Genomic DNA, 16,002 nt, shown 5'->3' on the forward strand with positions numbered 1-16,002 from the left:
GCGCGCGGTCACGCCAGCCTCGTCGACACGAACAGAAGAATGGCGCCCAGAAGGCCCAGCAGCAGCGCCACCCCCAGGAACTCCGGCACGCGGAAGACGCGCATCTTGGCGATGGCGCTTTCGAAGAACGCCAGCACGAAGCACAGCAGCGCCATCTTCGCGACCCAGGCCACCAGCCCCAGCATCCAGCCCAGCGGCGCGAAGCCCGCCGGCGCCGTTCCGAAAGGCAGGAACACCGCGACGATCAACGCCAGCCACAGCGTGAGTTGCAGCGCCGCCGCGGCCTCCCACAGCGCCAGGTGACGGCCAGAGGATTCCAGGATCATCGCCTCATGCACCATGGTCAGTTCCAGATGCGTCGCGGGATTGTCCACGGGGATGCGGGCATTCTCCGCCACCGCCACGGCGCACAGCGCGATCAGCGCCAGCGCCAGCGAGACGCGCAGCCCCACCGCGCCGTCCTGGAAGGTGGCGGCGATCGCCTCCAGCCCCGTGGTGCCCGCCAGGATCGCGAAGGTGAGCGCGACCAGCAGCAGCGCCGGTTCCGCCAGCGCGGCGAAGGACATCTCCCGCGCGGCGCCGAGCCCGCCGAAGGCGGTGCCGACATCCATGCCCGCCAGCGCGAGCGCGACGCGGCCGAGCGCCAGCAGCCCCGCGATCAGCAGCAGGTCGGACAGCGGCGCGAACAGCATCGCGCGCGAAAAGCTCGGCACCAGCGCCAGCGCCGCCACCACCGCGGCCACGGCGAGATAGGGCGCGGCGCGGCTGATCCAGCTCGCATTGTCCGCCATCACCGGGCGCTTGCGCAGCAACTTGAGCAGGTCGCGCCAGGGCTGCAGCGGATGCGGGCCGATGCGCCCCATCATGCGCGCCTTCAGCCAGCGCACGCCGCCCACCACCAGCGGCGCCGCCGCCAGCACCAGCGCGAGATGCAGCATCTGCGTGAAGACAGCGGCGACCGCGCTCACGCCCCGCCCTCCAACCACGCGATCAGCACCAGCAGCGCCACCAGCGCCGCGAAGGGCAGCATCAGGCATTGCCGGATGGAGAGGTCGCGCAGCCGCTCCGTCCGGATCACCACCGCGTCGCGCAGGGCGGCCAGCGGCGCCAGCAGCAGCGCGAAGGAGGGGTCGCGGAAGCCCATCTCGATGCGCGCCGGCGCGGTGGTGCCGGGTTCCGGCATCGTCACGCTCTCGGTGACCGACAGCATCGGGTTGCCCAGCATGCGCCGCAGCGGCTGGCCCATGCCGGCGGCGGAAGGCTGCGTCAGCGGATCGCCGAAGGGCAGGTGCTGCGGGGCCGCGGCGAAGCCGCAATCCCAGGCCGGGCCGCGATCCGGTTCGCTCGCCGCAGGCCGCTTGACCAGCGCCCAGACCGCCAGCAGCGCCACCGCCAGCAGCAGCGCCGCGCCCACCGGCCAATAGGCCGCCGCGCCATCGCCGACCGCAACGACGGCAAAGCCGGCGCGGCCTTCCATCGCCTCCCCGGTCAGCAGGCGCTGCGCCTCCGCGCCCAGCGCCAGCATCGGGCCGGGCAGCAGGCCGAGCAGCACGGTCAGCACCGCCGGCACCAGCAGCGACATGCGAGAAAGGAGTGGCCCGTCATGCCCGCCCGCGGCGCGCGGCGTGCGCGGACGACCCAGGAAGATCAGGCCGAACATGCGGACCATCGCCGCCGCGGCCATCGCCGCCGCCAGCGCCACCATCGCGGTCGCCACCAGCACCAGCATCTGCACCGTCAGGTCGCCGACCCGCCATGCCGCGATCAGCGCCTGCAGCAGCAGCCATTCGCCCGCGAAGCCCGAGAGCGGCGGCAGGCTCGCCGCGGCGCAGGCGCCCACCAGCACGCAGGCCGCGGTCCAGGGCATCGGGTGGATCAGCCCCCCCAGCCGGTCCAGCCTGCGGGAGGCCGCGCCATGCGCCACCTCCCCCATGCCGAGGAACAGCAGCGTCTTGAACACGGCATGGTTCAGCGCATGGAGCAGCGCCGCGCCCGCCGCCAGCGCCGCCAGCGCGCCGAGATCCGCGGCACGGAAACAGGCGGCCAGCCCCAGCCCCACCGCCACCAGCCCCACATTCTCGATGGTGGAGCAGGCGAGCAGCGTCTTGCCTTCGTCCTCCAGATTGGCGCGCAGGGCACCCAGCACGGCGGAGGCGGCGCCGAGCGCCACCAGCGGCACGCCCCACCACACCGGCTGCGCGGGACCGCCGAGATCCAGCAGCAGCCGCGCTGCCACATACAGCGCGACCTTGGTCATCGCCGCCGACATCAGCGCCGAGACATGGCTGGGCGCGGCGGGATGGGCCAGCGGCAGCCAGGCATGCAGCGGCACCAGCCCCGCCTTCGCGCCCGCGCCGGCCACCACCAGCGCCAGGATCAACGCCGCCTGCCAGCCCTGGGGCGGCGATTCGCGGATCGCCGCGAAGGAGAGGTCGCCGCCCGGCCCGGCCAGCAGGCCCAGCGCCGGCACCAGGCAGACCGCGGCCAGCGCGGCAAAGACCAGATACAGCTGCGCGGCGCGCCGGTTCCCGGCATTGCCGTGGTCATGCGCCACCAGCACCCAGCTTGCGAGCGACATCGCCTCGAAGCCCAGCAGCAGGGTGACGCCGTCGGCAGCTACAAGCGTCAACGCCATGCCCGCCAGGAACAGCGGATAGGCCACCAGCACCCGGGCGGGGGCGCGCGCCTCATGCGCCAGCCCGAACAGGGAGGCGCAGAGCGCGGCGATCCCCAGAAGCAGCAGGAACCAGGCTGAAAGCCCGTCCAGCGCCACGCCAAGCGGGCCGAAGGACGTGCCGAAGGGCAGGTCCATCGCCTCTGACGGCCCCGCCGCCAGCGCCCAAAGCCCAAGCAGCGCGAAGACCGCTCCCGCCGCCGCCGAGCCGCCATGCACCAGCGCCGAGGCCGGGGCGCGGCCCGCCAGCCACGGCGCCGCCAGTGCCAGCAGCACCAGCGCTGCCAGCGTGGAAAGGAGCACCGTCAGCACGGCGCGACAGGCGGCATCGTCACGGCCAGCGACCTTACGGGCGCGGGCGGGCGGGCAGAAGGGGGCGCCCGGTTGAAGAAGCCTTCATCTTGCGGCGCGCGGGCCCGGCGCTTCCCAACCCGTCCCCCTCACGCTAAGTGGCCGACCTTGCGGCACAGGCATGCCGGCCGCCGGGGAGAGACGTCACGGCCCATGGGCCCGCTGCTCGCATTCAGCCGCATCGTCGATTCGGTCAACGCCCGCTTCGGCCGCCTGGCGGATTGGTGCGTGCTGCTGGCCTGCGCGCTGTCCGCCGGCAACGCCATGCTGCGCTACGGATTCTCGCTGGGCTCCAACGCCTCCCTGGAAGGGCAGTGGTACCTGTTCGCCGCGGTGGTGATGCTCGGCGGCAGCTACACGCTGTTCCGCAACGAGCATGTCCGCGTCGACGTGCTGTATGGCGCGCTTTCCGAGCGGCGGCGCATCTGGGTGGATGTGATCGGCATCAGCCTGTTCCTGCTGCCGGCCATGGCGCTGCTGGCCTGGATGACATGGCCGTTCTTCCTCGAATCCTGGGTGCGCGCCGAGACCTCCTCCTCCCCCGGCGGGCTGATCCGGTGGCCGGTGAAGCTGCTGATGCCGCTCGGCTTCACCCTGATCACGCTGCAGGGCATGTCGGAGCTGATCAAGCGCGTCGCCCTGTTGCGCGGCATTCCGGTCCCCGAGGGGCGAATCCACGCCTCCTACGCGAGGCCCGAGCAGTGACCCTGCTCGGCATCCCGTCCGAGGACCTGATGCCGCCGCTGATGTTCGGCGGCCTGATCCTGTTCCTGATCTTCGGCTTCCCAGCCGCCTTCTCCCTGGCGGCGGTCGGGCTGTTCTTCGGCTTCGTCTCGATCGAGCTCGGCCTGTTCCCCGAGGCGTTCCTCAACAACCTGCCGCTCCGCGTCTTCAACATCCTCTCCAACGACCTGCTGCTGGCGATCCCGTTCTTCACGCTGATGGGCGCGATCCTGGAACGCTGCGGCCTGGCGGAAGACCTGCTGGAAGGCACCGGGCAGCTTTTCGGCAAGGTGCCCGGCGGGCTGGCCTATGCGGTGATCATCGTCGGTGCGATCCTCGGCGCCATCACCGGCACGGTCGCGGCCAGCGTGATCGCGATGGGCATGATCAGCCTGCCGATCATGATGCGCTACGGCTACGACATGCGCATCGCCACCGGCGTGATCGCGGCCAGCGGCACGATCACGCAGGTGATCCCGCCTTCCCTCGTGCTGATCGTGCTGGGCGACCAGCTGGGGCAGAGCGTGGGCGACATGTATGCCGGCGCCATCGGCCCCTCCTTCCTGCAGATCGCGCTGTTCCTGGCCTTCATCGCGCTGGTGAGCATCGTCTCCCCGCAGAAGGTCCCGCCGCTGCCGCCGGAGGCGCTGGTGCCGCGCGACTGGCGGCTGTGGTGGCGCGTGCTGAAGGGCATGGTGCCCTCCATCGTGCTGATCTTCATGGTGCTGGGCACCATCTTCATGGGGCTCGCCACGCCGACGGAAGCCGGCGCGATGGGCGTGGTCGGCGCGGTGGTGCTGGCGGCGATCAACCGCCGCCTGAGCTGGCCGCTGGTGCGCCAGGCCATGGCCAGCACCACGCGCATCACCGCGATGGTGATCTACATCCTGATCGGCGCCACGGTGTTCAGCCTGGTGTTCCAGGGCGTGGATGGCGGCATCTGGATCGAGCACCTGCTGTCCTACCTGCCCGGCGGCGCCACGGGCTTCCTGATCTTCGTCAACATCTTCATCTTCTTCCTGGCGTTCTTCCTCGACTTCTTCGAGATCGCCTTCATCGTCATCCCGCTGCTGGCGCCGGTGGCGAAGAACCTGGGCATCGACCTGGTGTGGTTCGGCGTGCTGATCTGCATCAACATGCAGACCAGCTTCATGCATCCGCCCTTCGGCTTCGCGCTGTTCTACCTGCGCGGCATCGCGCCGAAGGAGGTGCTGACCAAGGACATCTATCTCGGCGCCATCCCCTGGCTCGGCCTGCAGCTGCTGCTGGTGGCGATCGTGATCTTCTGGCCGGAGAGCGTGACCTATTGGCTGGACCGCGGCCCGAAGGTGGACCCGAGCACGGTCATCATCGACCTGCCCCCGCCGCCCGCCGTGCCGGACACACCCCAGGTGCCGATCTTCCAATGAGTCTTGCGGACGTTGCTCCCATCGGCTTCGTGCGCGGCGGGCGCGCCGATCCGGTGGACGACGCCTGGGACAGCGTCGCTGCAGAGATCGTGCTGGACCCGGCGCAACTCGGCCCGGATGCCGCGCTCGGGCTGGACAGCTTCAGCCATATCGTCGTGGTTTTCGTGTTCGACCGGCTGGACCCGGCGAAGGTGGAGCGCAACGCGCGCCATCCGCGCGGCCGCACGGACTGGCCGCGCGTGGGCATCCTGGCGCAGCGCGGCTCGCCGCGGCCGAACCGTATCGGCGTGACGACCTGCCGGCTGCTGGGCGTGGAGGGGTTGACGCTGCGCGTGCAGGGGCTGGATGCGATCAACGGCACGCCGGTGCTGGACATCAAGCCGCACATGACCGGCTTCGACCCGCGTGGCGCGGTGCGGGAGCCGGACTGGGCGCGGGAGATCATGGAGGGCTACTGGTAGGATGACGGACCTCTTCGGCTTCCTGTTGTTCCTCGGCGCCGCGCTGGTCATCGCGCTGACGCCCGGCCCCGGCATCCTCTACGTTGCCGCGCGCAGCCTGGCGGGCGGGCGGGCCGAGGGCATCGCGTCGAGCTTCGGCACCGGCGTCGGCGGCTTCGTTCACATCCTGGCCGGCGCGGTGGGCGTCTCCGCGCTGCTCCTTGCCAGCGCCGAAGCCTTTACGCTGCTCAAGCTGGCCGGCGCGGCCTATCTGGTGTGGCTCGGGCTGCGCACGCTGCGCGAGGCGCGACGGCCGCTGGACATTGGTGCGCCGGTGCCGGTTCTCGGTGCACGCCGGGCCTTCCGCGAAGGTGTGCTGGTGGAGGCGCTGAATCCCAAGACCGCGGCCTTCTTCCTGGCCTTCGTGCCGCAATTCGTTGATCCCGCCGCCGCGATGCCGGTTGCGCTCCAGTTCACACTGCTGGGCCTTGTCTCGGTGACGCTGAACACAGGCGTGGACGCGCTGGTCGCTTTCGGCGCCGGCCGCGCGCGGAGCGGGCTTGCGGCACGGCCGCTGCTTGTCAGGCGGCTGCGTGACGTGTCCGGCGGCATGATGATTGCCCTCGGTGCCGCACTGGCCTTGGCGCGCCGGCCGGCCTGAGCGGCGTCACAGCATCGCCAGCGACCGCTTGCGCTTCGGCGGTGGGAAGGCGGCGTCCAGCTCCCGAAAATCCTGCTCGGTCAGCATCAGGTCGCGCGCCTTGGCGTTGTCGCGCAGGTGCTGCGGGTCGGCCGCCTTCGGGATCGCGATGACGCCCGGCTTCGCCAGCACGAAGGCCAGCGCCACCTGCGCCGGCGTGGCGCCATGCCGCTCCGCGATCGCGGCCAGCGCAGGGTGCCGGAGCAGCGCGCCGCCCTGGCCGACGGGCGAATAGGCCATCACGGGCATCCGGTGCTGCGCGCAGAAGGGCAGCAGGTCGAATTCCACGCCGCGCGCCTCGAGGTTCCACAGCACCTGGTCGGTCGCGCAGTCCCTCAGCGCCGGGCCGAGTTCCTCCAGGTCGTCCACATCAAGGTTGCTCACGCCCCAGCGCGCGATCTTTCCGTCCGCTTTCGCGCGCTCCATCGCCTCCACGGTCTGGGCCAAAGGAACCGATCCGCGCCAATGCAGCAGATAGAGGTCGATCGTCTCAACCCGCAGTCGCCGCAGCGAGGCGTCCAGCGCGCGCGGCAGCTTCGTGCGCGAGGCGTTGTGCGGATAGACCTTGGAGACGAGAAAGGCCTGGTCGCGCCGGCCGGCGATGGCCTCCGCCACCACCTCCTCGGCGCCGCCCTCGGCATACATCTCGGCCGTGTCGATCAGGGTCAGGCCGAGATCGAGGCCCAGGCGCAGCGCATCGGCTTCCCGCCGCCGGTAGCTGCCGCGTTCGCCCATATGCCAGGTGCCCTGTCCCAGCGCCGGGACCTCCGCGCCATCGGGAAACCGCACGCTTGTCATTCAACTTGCCCTCCGACCGCCCTATCTTCCCGCGCATGACAGCGCGCGCCAACATCCTCGCCGCCTGCGCGGCCTTCGGTCTCGCGGCGAATGCCGTGGCCCAGACCAGCATCCCGGCCGCCGTGCCGCCGGAGGAGATCGGCTCCTGGCGGCTCTCCTGCCTGGCGGACCGGATGACGGACCGCGCGGATTGCCAGTTGCGGCACCGCGAGCCGGTGGAACGCGCGCAGGGGGCTTCGGGCTCCTCGCTGCTGCTGGAAGTCCAGGATCGCGGTGGCAAGCTGGTGCCGGTGGTGACCGCGCGCGACCTCAGCCTGGAAGCCGCCGGGCGCGGACTTCTGGCGCTGACCGGCACGGCGCAGCTGCGTTTCCCGCCCAATCGCTTCTTCGAGATGCCCTGCACGCTGGAAGGCCGCAGCCTGGTCTGCGCCCCGCGGCCCGAGGACCAGGCCCGGGCCGCGGAAGAATTGCTGGGTGCGCAGACCGCGCTGGTGCGCATGGTCGGCTTCGGCGCCGGCGCCACCAGTGCGGAGCCGACGGAGTTGCGGCTGGAGCGCACGCGGGACGCGCTGGCGCGCTATCGCGCCCGCGTTCCGGAAGGCAGCGCGCCGGCCGCGGCAGCGCAGAACGGCCTGTCGCTGCCGGAGATCCTGCTGCGCATGCAGCGCCTGTTCGGTAACTGAGGCAGTCCGGTTAAGCCTGCTCGCACACCTCGAGGATCGCCAGCATGTAGATGCGGATCATGTCGAGGTAGTCCGCGATGTCCACGCGCTCATCCGGCATGGTGTTGTAGCGGCCGCCGGGGCCGCAGACGATGCCGTCCATCCCCGCGGCGTGCTGCAGATGTGCGGCATCCGTGCCGTAGTAGCCGGGCGGGCGGATGGCGCCGCTGGGCTGGTCCGTGCCGCGCACGGTGCGATAGGCGCGGGCGACCGCCTGCACCACGGGGCTGTCGGGCCGCGCCTCGAAGGTCGGCATCATCGGGCGGCCGACCTGGTGCTCCGGCGTCAGCGTCGCCTTCAGCCCGGGGAAGCGCGCTTCCAGCGCCGAAAGCTCCGCGCGCATGTCCGCCAGCACCTGCGCTTCCGTCTGTCCCGGCGCGTAGCGGCAGGAGCCCTTGATCTTCACGTAGTCCGCGACCTGCGGCGGGCGCCATTCCGCCAGTTCCTTGCCCAGCGCGCCATGCACCACGCCGACATGGCAGCGGTTGATCGAGCGGTGCTCCTCGCTCGGCGCGCCGGAGAAGGTCATGGCGTTCAGGCGCGGGATCAGGTCGCAGGCCGCCATGATCGCATCCACGCCCGCTTCCCGCTTCGACAGGTGGCGGGTGATGCCGACGAGCTCGATGATGAAGGTGAAGGCGGCGGCGTGCATGGTCAGCGCCTGCAGGTCGGTCGGCTCGGAGTTGATGAAGTGGTCGGCGCGCAGCCCCTGCTTGATGAAGGCCAGCGTGCCGACGCCGCCCTGCAGCTCGCCGACGACGAAGGTGAGGATCACGTCGCCCTTCAGCTTCACGCCGTTGTCGATCAGCGTCTTCACCGCGCAGAAATAGGCCGCGTCGCCCGCCTTCATGTTCGACACGCCGATGCCGTAGATGAACTTGTCGTCGACGAGGCCGCCATAGGGGTCCACCGTCCAGCCCTCGGTCACCGGGTTGGTGTCGACATGGCCGTTGAACATCAGGCTCTTGCCGCCGCCGGTGCCGCGCCAGCGGCCGATGGCGTTGACGCGCTCGCCTTCCACGGGCGTGAGTTCCGCCTCCAGGCCGATGGACTTCATGCTCTGCGCCATGAACTCGGCCAGCTTGCGCTCGCCTTCCGTCTGCGAATGGCTGGGGTGGCGCACCATGGCGGAGACGAAGTCCAGGCAGGCCTTCTCGTCCACGCGGCGGATCAGCTCGTCAGGCGTCATCTGGCGTTTCCCCGATGTCCAGCCGCGGCACGGCGGCCAGGAGTTGAGCGGTGTAGGCGTGTTGCGGCCCGCGCGTGGCGAGGTCTTCCGCCGTGATGGTCTCGACCAGCTGGCCACGCTGCATCACGGCGATGCGATGCGCGATCTGGCGGACCAGGTTGATGTCGTGGGTGATGAACAGATAGGCGGCGCCGCTGCTGCGCTGCAGCTCCACCAGCAGCCGGATCACCGAAGCCTGCACGGAGACATCGAGCGAGGAGGTCACCTCGTCGCAGATCACCAGCTTCGGCCGCGGCGCAAAGGCGCGCGCGATGGCCACGCGCTGCTTCTGCCCGCCGGAAAGCTGGTGCGGGAAGCGGTCCGCGAAGTCCGCGGGCAGGCTGACCGATTGCAGCAGCGCGCCGACATCGCCCTCCCCGCCATAGAGGCGCGATGGGCGTGCCAGGATCTCGCGGATGCGCTGGCGGGGGTTCAGCGAGCTGTCGGGATGCTGGAAGACGATCTGCACCTGGCGGCGATAGGCGCGGTCCATCGCGCGGACGCCGCCGATCGGCCGGCCTTCGAAGGCCAGCCCGCCCTCGAAGGCCGCGAGCCCCGTCAGCGCACGCGCCAGCGTGGACTTGCCCGATCCGGATTCCCCGACGATGCCGAGGATCTCGCCCGCGCGCACGTCCAGCGTGACGGCCGACGCACCGATCACGCCGCGCGCACGCCGGCGGAACAAGGATGGGCGGCCGTAGCGCACGGTCATGTCCTGCACCGCGACCAGCGGCGGCCCCGGCTGCGGCACCGTCTCCGTCAAGCGCACATCCGGCCGCGGCACGGCGGCGAGCAGCGCGCGCGTGTACTCCGCCTGCGGTGCGCCGAACACCGCGCGCGTCGCGCCCTGTTCCACGATGCGGCCCTGGTGGATCACCGCCACACGTTGCGCAAGGCCGGAGACCACGGCCAGATCATGCGAGATGTAGAGCGAGGCGACGCCCGTCTCCGCCTGCAATTCGCGGAACAGGTCCAGGATCTGCCGCGCCGTCACCACGTCCAGCGCGGTCGTCGGCTCGTCGAACAGGATGCATTCGGGGCGGCAGGCGAAGGCGGTGGCGATCACCACCCGCTGCTTCTCGCCGCCGGATGCCTCATGCGGGTAGCGGCGCATCATCGCGGCGGGATCGCGCAGGCCGACGCGGGCGAACATCGCCTCCGCCTCCCGCACGGCATCGGCGGGCGACAGGCCGCGGTGGAACTCCAGCACCTCCGTGATCTGCCGCCCGAGCGTCAGCGTCGGGTTCAGCGAGGTGGAGGGGTCCTGGAACACCATGCCCAGCCGCTTGCCGCGGATCGCGGTGAGACCCGCCGGCTTCAGCGCGCGAAGATCGGTGCCCGAGAGCCGCAGCGTGCCGCCGCGCTCGATCGCGTTCGGCGCGAGGTAGCGCATGATCGCCCAGGCCAGGGACGTCTTGCCGGAACCGGATTCGCCGACCAGCCCCACCACCTCGCCGCGCGCGATGGAGAGCGAGACATCCTCCAGCGCGCGTACCGGCCCCTGCCGCGTGGCATAGTCCAGCGTGTAGTCCGCAACCTCCAGCACGGCCGTCATGTGCGCGGATTCAATGCGTCGCGGAGCCCGTCGCCCAGCAGGTTGAAGCCCACCGCGACCAGCGCGATGGCCGCCGCGGGCCAGAGGATCATCCAGGGCGAGAGATGCATGAAGCGCCGCGCCTCGCTGACCATCAGCCCCCATTCGGAAGCCGGCGGCTGCGCGCCGAGGCCGAGGAAGGACAGCGTGGCGAACAGCATCACCGCGAAGGCAACGCGGATGCTCATCTCCACCACGATGGGCGCGATGACGTTGGGCAGCATCTCCCGCAGCACGATGTAGCCGGCGCCCTCCCCGCGCGCGATGGCGGCGTTGACGTAGTCCTGCTGCCGCACCGCCAGCGCGACGGAGCGCGTGATGCGCGCCATGCCCGGCGTGAAGGCGATGGCGATGGCCAGCACAGCATTCTCCGCCCCGCGGCCGAGCACGGAGACGATCAGCAGCGACAGCAGCAGCGAGGGCACGGCCATCACCGCATCCACCGTGCGCATCACCGCCTCATCCACCTTGCCGCCGAGGAAGGCGGAGGCGGTGCCGATCACCGCGCCGGCCAGCGTGCCGAGCGCGGTTGCCAGCAACGCCAGCAGCACCGTCGCGCGTGCGCCGGCCAGCAGGCGGCTGAGGATGTCGCGGCCGAGCTGGTCGGTGCCGAGCAGGTAGTCAGCGCTTGGCGGGCGATAGCGGCGCAGCGGGCTCAGCGCCTCCGGGTCGTGCGGCGCCAGCGCCGGGCCGGCCAGCGCCAGCACCAGCACCAGCAGCACCAGCGCCAGGCCGATGGCGCCCTGCGGACTGCGCAGCAGGCGTCGCAGCAGCTCAGCCATACTGGATCCGCCGGTCGAGCGCGGCATAGGCCAGGTCGGCCAGGAAATTCGCGATGCAGTAGGTCGCGGCCATCACCAGCGCGCCGGCCTGGATCATCGGCAGGTCGCGGTTCTGCACCGCGACGATCAGCGTGCGGCCGATGCCGGGGATGGCGAAGATCTCCTCCACCACGATGATGCCACCCAGCACATAGCCGACATCGAGCGCGACGATGGTGATGGTGGGCAAAAGCGCGTTGCGCAGCGCATGGCGACGCAGCACCACGCGTTCCGGCAACCCCTTCAGACGCGCCGCGCGGACATAGTCGGTGTGCAGCGCATCCACCAGCTCCGACCGCACCATGCGCGAGACATGCGCGACCAGGATCAGCGAGATCGTCGCTACCGGCAGAATGAGGTGCAGCAGCGACCGCGCCGGATCCTCCGTGAGCGGCACGTAGCCGGTCGGCGGCAGCCAGCCCAGCCAATCCGCGAAGACCAGGATCGCGAGCGTTGCGGTGACGAATTCCGGCAGGGAAATGCCGACATAGGAGGCAAGGCTCACCAGCAGGTCCACCGGCCGTCCGCGCCGCACGGCGGCGAGGATGCCGAGCGGCAGGGCGAGCACCAGCATCAGCCCGATGGAGAGCGCGGCCAGCAGCAGCGAACGCGACAAGGCCTCGGCGATCTGCGGCAGCACCGGCAGGCCGGTGCGCATCGAGGTGCCGAAATCGCCGGTCACCACGCCGCCCAGCCATCGCAGATACTGAGTCCAGATCGGGTCGTTCAGCCCGAGCCGTTCGCGGATGGCGGCGAGCTGCTCGGGCGTCGCGTTCTCGCCGAGCAGCATCGTCGCGGCATCCGCCGGCAGCACCTGCGTGATGCCGAAGACCAGCACGGAGACGACCAGCAGCGTGTAGAGGATCAGCCCCGTGCGGCGCAGCAGGTAGCGGCCGGACACGCGCCCTCAGCCCCGCCGCGGCGCGCCCTCGCCCAGCCAGACATGGTCCAGCCGGAACACCGCGCCGCGCGGATGCAGCTTGTAGTTCTGCACGTAGCTGCGCGTCGCCGCCAGCAGGTCGAAGAAGACGGGAATGATGCTGGGAACGTCGCGATGCATCAATTGCTGCGCCTGCCCGTACAGCTCCCGCCGCCGCGCCGTGTCGGCCGTGCTGCGCGCAGCCTCGATCAACCGGTCGAATTCCGCATTGTTCCAGCGCGTCTCGTTCCAGGCGGCGTTGGAGGTGTAGAGCAGGGAGAAGATGCCGTCCGCGGTCGGCTGCATGTTGTAGAAGCCGATATAGAAGCTGCCCTTGCGCCAGACCTGCTCGAGATAGGTGGCGTGCGGCATGGTGCGCACCTCGATCTCGAAGCCGGCGGGCCGCGCCATCTCCTTCAGCGCGACGGCAAGCTGCGTGCGCACCGCCGGCCGGTCGGAGGCGATCAGCGTCGCGCGGATGCCGTTGGCGTGCCCGGCTTCTGCCAGCAGACGCTTCGCCGCGTTGATGTCCGGGCGGCGCATCGGCAGCTCGCGGTAGTAGGTGTAGGCGCTGTTGAGCGGCGTGTCGTTGCCCTGGGTGCCGAAGCCCTCGGCGACGAAATCCACCATCGCCGCGCGATCCACCGTCAGCGCCAGCGCCTGGCGCACGCGCACGTCGTTGAAGGGCGCGGTGTCGCAGCCGAGGTTGACGTTGCAGAACTGGCCGGAGGGCGTGCGCAGCGCGTTCACGCCGCTTGCCCGCTGCAGCCGCGCGAATTCGGTGGGCAGCGCCAGCATCATCACGTCGGTGCTGCCGGAGATCAGCGCGGAGCTCTCCGCGGTGGGATCGGGATAGACCACGATCTCCACGCGATCGAGATGGGGGCGCTGCGGGTCGTAGTAGCGCGGGTTGCGCTCCACCACGACCTGCCGCTCCGGCTCGTAGGAGACCAGGCGGAAGGGGCCGGTGCCGACGGCCTCGCGGTCCAGCCGCGCCAGGCCCGGCGCCTTGGACAGCGCGGCGGGCACGATGCGCGCATTGGTGTAGGCCAGCATCACCGGCAAGTCGGCATAGGGCGCGCGCAGCGTGAACACCACGGTGCGCGGATCGCGCGCCTCCACCTTCGCGATCGGCCCGATGTTGTTGCGCGCGGGCGATGCGGTGGCGGGATCGAGCATCGCCTCGAAGGAGGCGACGACATCGGCCGAGGTGCAGGCGGAGCCGTCGTGGAAGGCGACATCCGGGCGCAGCGTGAAGGTCCAGGTGACGAGGTCGTCGCTGGCGCTCCAGCGCTCGGCCAGGTCGGGCTCCGGCGTCATGTCGGTCGAAAGGCGCGTCAGGCCGCTGTAGAGCAGCTCCGCCACCAGGTATTCCGGGTTCACCCGCGTCAGCAGCGGGTTCAGCTTGGCCACCGCCTGGTCGACGCTCATGCGCAGCGTGCCGCCGCGGCGCGGCGTCGCGGTCTGCGCGCGCAGCGTGGCGGGCAGGCCGGAGGCGCCAAGCGCGGTCGCGCCGGCGAGGATCTGGCGACGGGTCGTCATGCGATGCCTCCTGTCAGGATCGGTTCGTCGGAGAGATAGGCGAGCAGGGCGCGCGCGAGCGACGTCACGTCCCCCACCGTGGTGAACTCGTCGGGACCGTGGGTGCGGTTGTCGGGGCGCGAGAGGCCGCCGAGCAGGATTTCCGGGATGCCCGCCCGCTGCACGAATCCCATGTCGGACGAAGAGGAAGCGCCGTAGCGCGCGAAATCTTCGGGGGCCCAGCCGAAGCCGAAGCAGAGCGCCTGCTGCCAGCGTGGCCAGAAGCGCCCGCCGGCATCGGGGTCCACCACCGGATCAAGCCGGCCGACGAGCTGCGTGGAAAGCCCCAGCGCCTGGCCCCGTGCGGCGCCTTCCGTGATGGCGTCGCCGATCTCGGCCAGCGCGGCCTCCATCGATTCCTCCGGCATCACGCGCCGGTTCACCAGGATGCGGCAGCGTCCCGGCAGCGCCGATCCCTTCGCGCCGCCCTGGATGCCCGTGATATTGAGCCGCGCGGTCAGCGGCCTTCCTTCCAGCCAGGGCGGCGGCGGCAGGGCGGAGACGCGGGCCTGCACGCGCCGCTTCAGCGCCAGCAGCGCATCCAGGATCGTGATCGCTTCCTCGATGGCGTTGATCCCGTGCGGGGAGGGATCGCCGGAATGGACGGCGCGGCCCGTCACCTCGATCGCGACGTCCAGGCTGCCGAAGCAGCCGGCCCAGATGCGCGGCACGGCGCCGCCATTCAGGCAGATCAGCTCCTCGCAGCCCAGCAGGCGCTGCTCGGCGAGATACCGCACGCCGGGATAGAGCCCGCCTTCCTCGTCGGTGCAGAACAGCAGCACGGGATCGCGCGCCAGCGTCAGCCCGGCGTCGCGCGCCGCGGTCAGCGCGGCCAGCGTCGCGGCGATGGTGCCCTTCATGTCCGCGGTGCCGCGGCCGAACAGCGTGTCGCCTTCGCGGGTCAGGGCGAAGGGCGGGCGGGTCCAACCCTCGCCGGGCGGCACGGTGTCGGTGTGGACATAGATGCCGCAGCCGGGGTGGCGGCGCTCGATCGGCTCGGCGACCAGGTTCACGCGGCGGCCATGCGCTTCCGGCGTGCGCCACAACGCCTCCGGCACCTCCACGCGGCGGAAGCCGAAGCCGAGCGGCGCAAACAATTCCTCCAGCAGGTCGGCGAAGGCGGGGTAGCCGGCACCGGGCGGGAAGCTGGTGTCGCAGGCGACCAGCCGGCCGAACGCGCCCAGCCAAAAGGCTTCGCCCTCGGCAATGCAGGCGGCGGCGCGGGGGAGGTTGGGCATGCGGCCTATTTCTGTATAGAAATGCGATGTGACCCCCACACGGCCCATGATGTCAAGGCAAACCGAGCCCAGCGCCCCCTTCCTGCCCCTGCATGAACGCGTGAAGCGCGCGGTGTCGGAGGCCGTGCTGATGGGCCGCTGGGCCCCCGGTGCCGTCCTGCCGGGAGAGGTGGAATTGGCAGCGCAATTCGGCGTGGCCGTCGGCACGGTGCGCCGCGCGCTGGCCGCGCTGGTGGCGGAGGGGATGCTGGCCCGCCGCCCGCGGCTCGGCACGGTGGTGACCGGCCGCAGCCCGGAACACTCGCTGCGCTTCTTCTTCCGCTATTTCCGGCTGCATGGCGCTGACGGCTCGCTGCAGACGTCCCGCGCCGTGCCGCTGGCGCTGGAGGAGGAAGCCGCCGGCGCCGATGTGGCGCGGCGGCTGGAGGTGCCGGTCGGCGCGCCCCTCATCCGCATCCGCCGCCTGCGGGTGGTGGGTGAGGTGCCAGTGATGCTGGACGAGTACCGCATCCCCGCCACCCGCGTCCCCGGCTTCCCGCGCGACGCCGCCACTTTGCCGGAGTTGCTTTATCTGCGCCTGCTGGAAGACTGGGGCATCCGCCTGACCGCGGTGCGCGAGGAGCTGCGCGCCGACCTCGCCACCGAGGAGGAATGCCGCCTGCTCCGCCTGCCCGGGCCGGTCGCGCTGCTGGTGATCGACGCCGTCTGCTTCGACCAGGCGGGCCAGCCCGCCCTGCTGGCCACCCAGCGCGCGCAGACCGCAGCGCATCGCTACGTCAACGAGGTGCGATAAAGGGAGAAAAT

General features: G+C 70.9%; 15 protein-coding genes. 6 read left to right on the top strand and 9 right to left on the bottom strand.

Going from position 1 to position 16,002, the window contains the following annotated elements; genetic code table 11:
• Positions 1-8: 8 nt before the first annotated feature.
• Positions 9-968, bottom strand: a complete 960-nt coding sequence (locus tag E4T13_RS15005) for a respiratory chain complex I subunit 1 family protein (protein ID WP_137179115.1) — start codon at positions 966-968, stop codon at positions 9-11.
• Entirely contained in the window at positions 965-2,986 is a 2,022-nt protein-coding gene (locus tag E4T13_RS15010; protein WP_137179116.1) for a proton-conducting transporter membrane subunit, read from the bottom strand. The genes E4T13_RS15005 and E4T13_RS15010 overlap by 4 nt, the downstream gene beginning before the upstream one ends.
• Positions 2,987-3,178: 192 nt before the next feature.
• Here E4T13_RS15010 and E4T13_RS15015 point away from each other — a divergent pair, with 192 nt between their 5' ends.
• The 4 genes from E4T13_RS15015 to E4T13_RS15030 are packed head-to-tail and all read left to right on the top strand — an operon-like array spanning position 3,179 to position 6,258.
• A complete protein-coding gene (locus E4T13_RS15015; protein ID WP_137179117.1) occupies positions 3,179-3,730 on the top strand; it encodes a TRAP transporter small permease subunit in 552 nt (183 codons plus the stop codon).
• Between the two features lie 29 nt (positions 3,731-3,759).
• The gene (locus tag E4T13_RS15020; RefSeq protein WP_137179978.1) at positions 3,760-5,157 is read left to right on the top strand and encodes a TRAP transporter large permease subunit; all 1,398 of its coding nucleotides are present in this window, start codon (positions 3,760-3,762) and stop codon (positions 5,155-5,157) included.
• Complete coding sequence (locus tag E4T13_RS15025; protein ID WP_137179118.1) at positions 5,154-5,618, top strand: SAM-dependent methyltransferase; 465 nt, start codon at positions 5,154-5,156, stop codon at positions 5,616-5,618. Before E4T13_RS15020 ends, E4T13_RS15025 begins: the two co-directional genes overlap by 4 nt.
• Position 5,619: 1 nt before the next feature.
• A complete protein-coding gene (locus E4T13_RS15030; RefSeq protein WP_137179119.1) occupies positions 5,620-6,258 on the top strand; it encodes a LysE family translocator in 639 nt (212 codons plus the stop codon).
• A gap of 6 nt (positions 6,259-6,264) precedes the next feature.
• Here the strand turns inward: E4T13_RS15030 and E4T13_RS15035 are convergent, their stop codons facing one another.
• A complete protein-coding gene (locus tag E4T13_RS15035; protein WP_137179120.1) occupies positions 6,265-7,095 on the bottom strand; it encodes an aldo/keto reductase in 831 nt (276 codons plus the stop codon).
• Here E4T13_RS15035 and E4T13_RS15040 point away from each other — a divergent pair.
• Positions 7,089-7,778 (top strand): hypothetical protein, encoded by a 690-nt coding sequence (locus E4T13_RS15040; protein ID WP_137179121.1) that lies wholly within the window; start codon positions 7,089-7,091, stop codon positions 7,776-7,778. The genes E4T13_RS15035 and E4T13_RS15040 overlap by 7 nt on opposite strands.
• Positions 7,779-7,788: 10 nt before the next feature.
• On the opposite strand, the gene E4T13_RS15045 is transcribed toward E4T13_RS15040, so the two are convergent.
• Genes E4T13_RS15045 through E4T13_RS15070 form a run of 6 tightly spaced genes read right to left on the bottom strand, consistent with a single transcriptional unit; the run spans position 7,789 to position 15,198 of the window.
• Positions 7,789-9,006 carry a M20 family metallopeptidase gene (locus E4T13_RS15045; RefSeq protein WP_137179122.1) on the bottom strand — a complete coding sequence of 406 codons (1,218 nt, stop codon included), beginning with the start codon at positions 9,004-9,006 and terminating at the stop codon, positions 7,789-7,791.
• The gene (nikE, locus tag E4T13_RS15050) at positions 8,996-10,600 is read right to left on the bottom strand and encodes an ABC transporter ATP-binding protein (RefSeq protein WP_137179123.1); all 1,605 of its coding nucleotides are present in this window, start codon (positions 10,598-10,600) and stop codon (positions 8,996-8,998) included. Before nikE ends, E4T13_RS15045 begins: the two co-directional genes overlap by 11 nt.
• Positions 10,597-11,421 carry an ABC transporter permease gene (locus tag E4T13_RS15055; RefSeq protein WP_137179124.1) on the bottom strand — a complete coding sequence of 275 codons (825 nt, stop codon included), beginning with the start codon at positions 11,419-11,421 and terminating at the stop codon, positions 10,597-10,599. Before E4T13_RS15055 ends, nikE begins: the two co-directional genes overlap by 4 nt.
• A complete protein-coding gene (locus tag E4T13_RS15060; RefSeq protein ID WP_137179125.1) occupies positions 11,414-12,361 on the bottom strand; it encodes an ABC transporter permease in 948 nt (315 codons plus the stop codon). The genes E4T13_RS15055 and E4T13_RS15060 overlap by 8 nt, the downstream gene beginning before the upstream one ends.
• A 6-nt stretch (positions 12,362-12,367) precedes the next feature.
• Entirely contained in the window at positions 12,368-13,921 is a 1,554-nt protein-coding gene (locus E4T13_RS15065) for an ABC transporter substrate-binding protein (RefSeq protein ID WP_137179126.1), read from the bottom strand.
• Entirely contained in the window at positions 13,918-15,198 is a 1,281-nt protein-coding gene (locus tag E4T13_RS15070) for a M20 family metallopeptidase (protein ID WP_206030187.1), read from the bottom strand. The genes E4T13_RS15065 and E4T13_RS15070 overlap by 4 nt, the downstream gene beginning before the upstream one ends.
• A gap of 100 nt (positions 15,199-15,298) precedes the next feature.
• Between E4T13_RS15070 and E4T13_RS15075 the strand changes: the two genes are divergently transcribed.
• Complete coding sequence (locus E4T13_RS15075; RefSeq protein ID WP_206030188.1) at positions 15,299-15,991, top strand: GntR family transcriptional regulator; 693 nt, start codon at positions 15,299-15,301, stop codon at positions 15,989-15,991.
• Positions 15,992-16,002 lie beyond the last annotated feature (11 nt).

It is taken from the genome of Roseomonas sp. AR75, from assembly GCF_005222815.1.
Lineage (GTDB): Bacteria > Pseudomonadota > Alphaproteobacteria > Acetobacterales > Acetobacteraceae > Falsiroseomonas.

What these genes read in the sequence shown, in the direction of transcription:
- E4T13_RS15015 (WP_137179117.1), top strand. Translation starts at nt 3,179, where the DNA reads ATGGGCCCGCTGCTCGCATTCAGCCGCATCGTCGATTCGGTCAACGCC.
- E4T13_RS15020 (WP_137179978.1), top strand. Translation starts at nt 3,760, where the DNA reads ATGCCGCCGCTGATGTTCGGCGGCCTGATCCTGTTCCTGATCTTCGGC.
- E4T13_RS15025 (WP_137179118.1), top strand. Translation starts at nt 5,154, where the DNA reads ATGAGTCTTGCGGACGTTGCTCCCATCGGCTTCGTGCGCGGCGGGCGC.
- E4T13_RS15030 (WP_137179119.1), top strand. Translation starts at nt 5,620, where the DNA reads ATGACGGACCTCTTCGGCTTCCTGTTGTTCCTCGGCGCCGCGCTGGTC.
- E4T13_RS15035 (WP_137179120.1), bottom strand. Translation starts at nt 7,095, where the DNA reads ATGACAAGCGTGCGGTTTCCCGATGGCGCGGAGGTCCCGGCGCTGGGA.
- E4T13_RS15045 (WP_137179122.1), bottom strand. Translation starts at nt 9,006, where the DNA reads ATGACGCCTGACGAGCTGATCCGCCGCGTGGACGAGAAGGCCTGCCTG.
- nikE (WP_137179123.1), bottom strand. Translation starts at nt 10,600, where the DNA reads ATGACGGCCGTGCTGGAGGTTGCGGACTACACGCTGGACTATGCCACG.
- E4T13_RS15055 (WP_137179124.1), bottom strand. Translation starts at nt 11,421, where the DNA reads ATGGCTGAGCTGCTGCGACGCCTGCTGCGCAGTCCGCAGGGCGCCATC.
- E4T13_RS15065 (WP_137179126.1), bottom strand. Translation starts at nt 13,921, where the DNA reads ATGACGACCCGTCGCCAGATCCTCGCCGGCGCGACCGCGCTTGGCGCC.
- E4T13_RS15070 (WP_206030187.1), bottom strand. Translation starts at nt 15,198, where the DNA reads ATGCCCAACCTCCCCCGCGCCGCCGCCTGCATTGCCGAGGGCGAAGCC.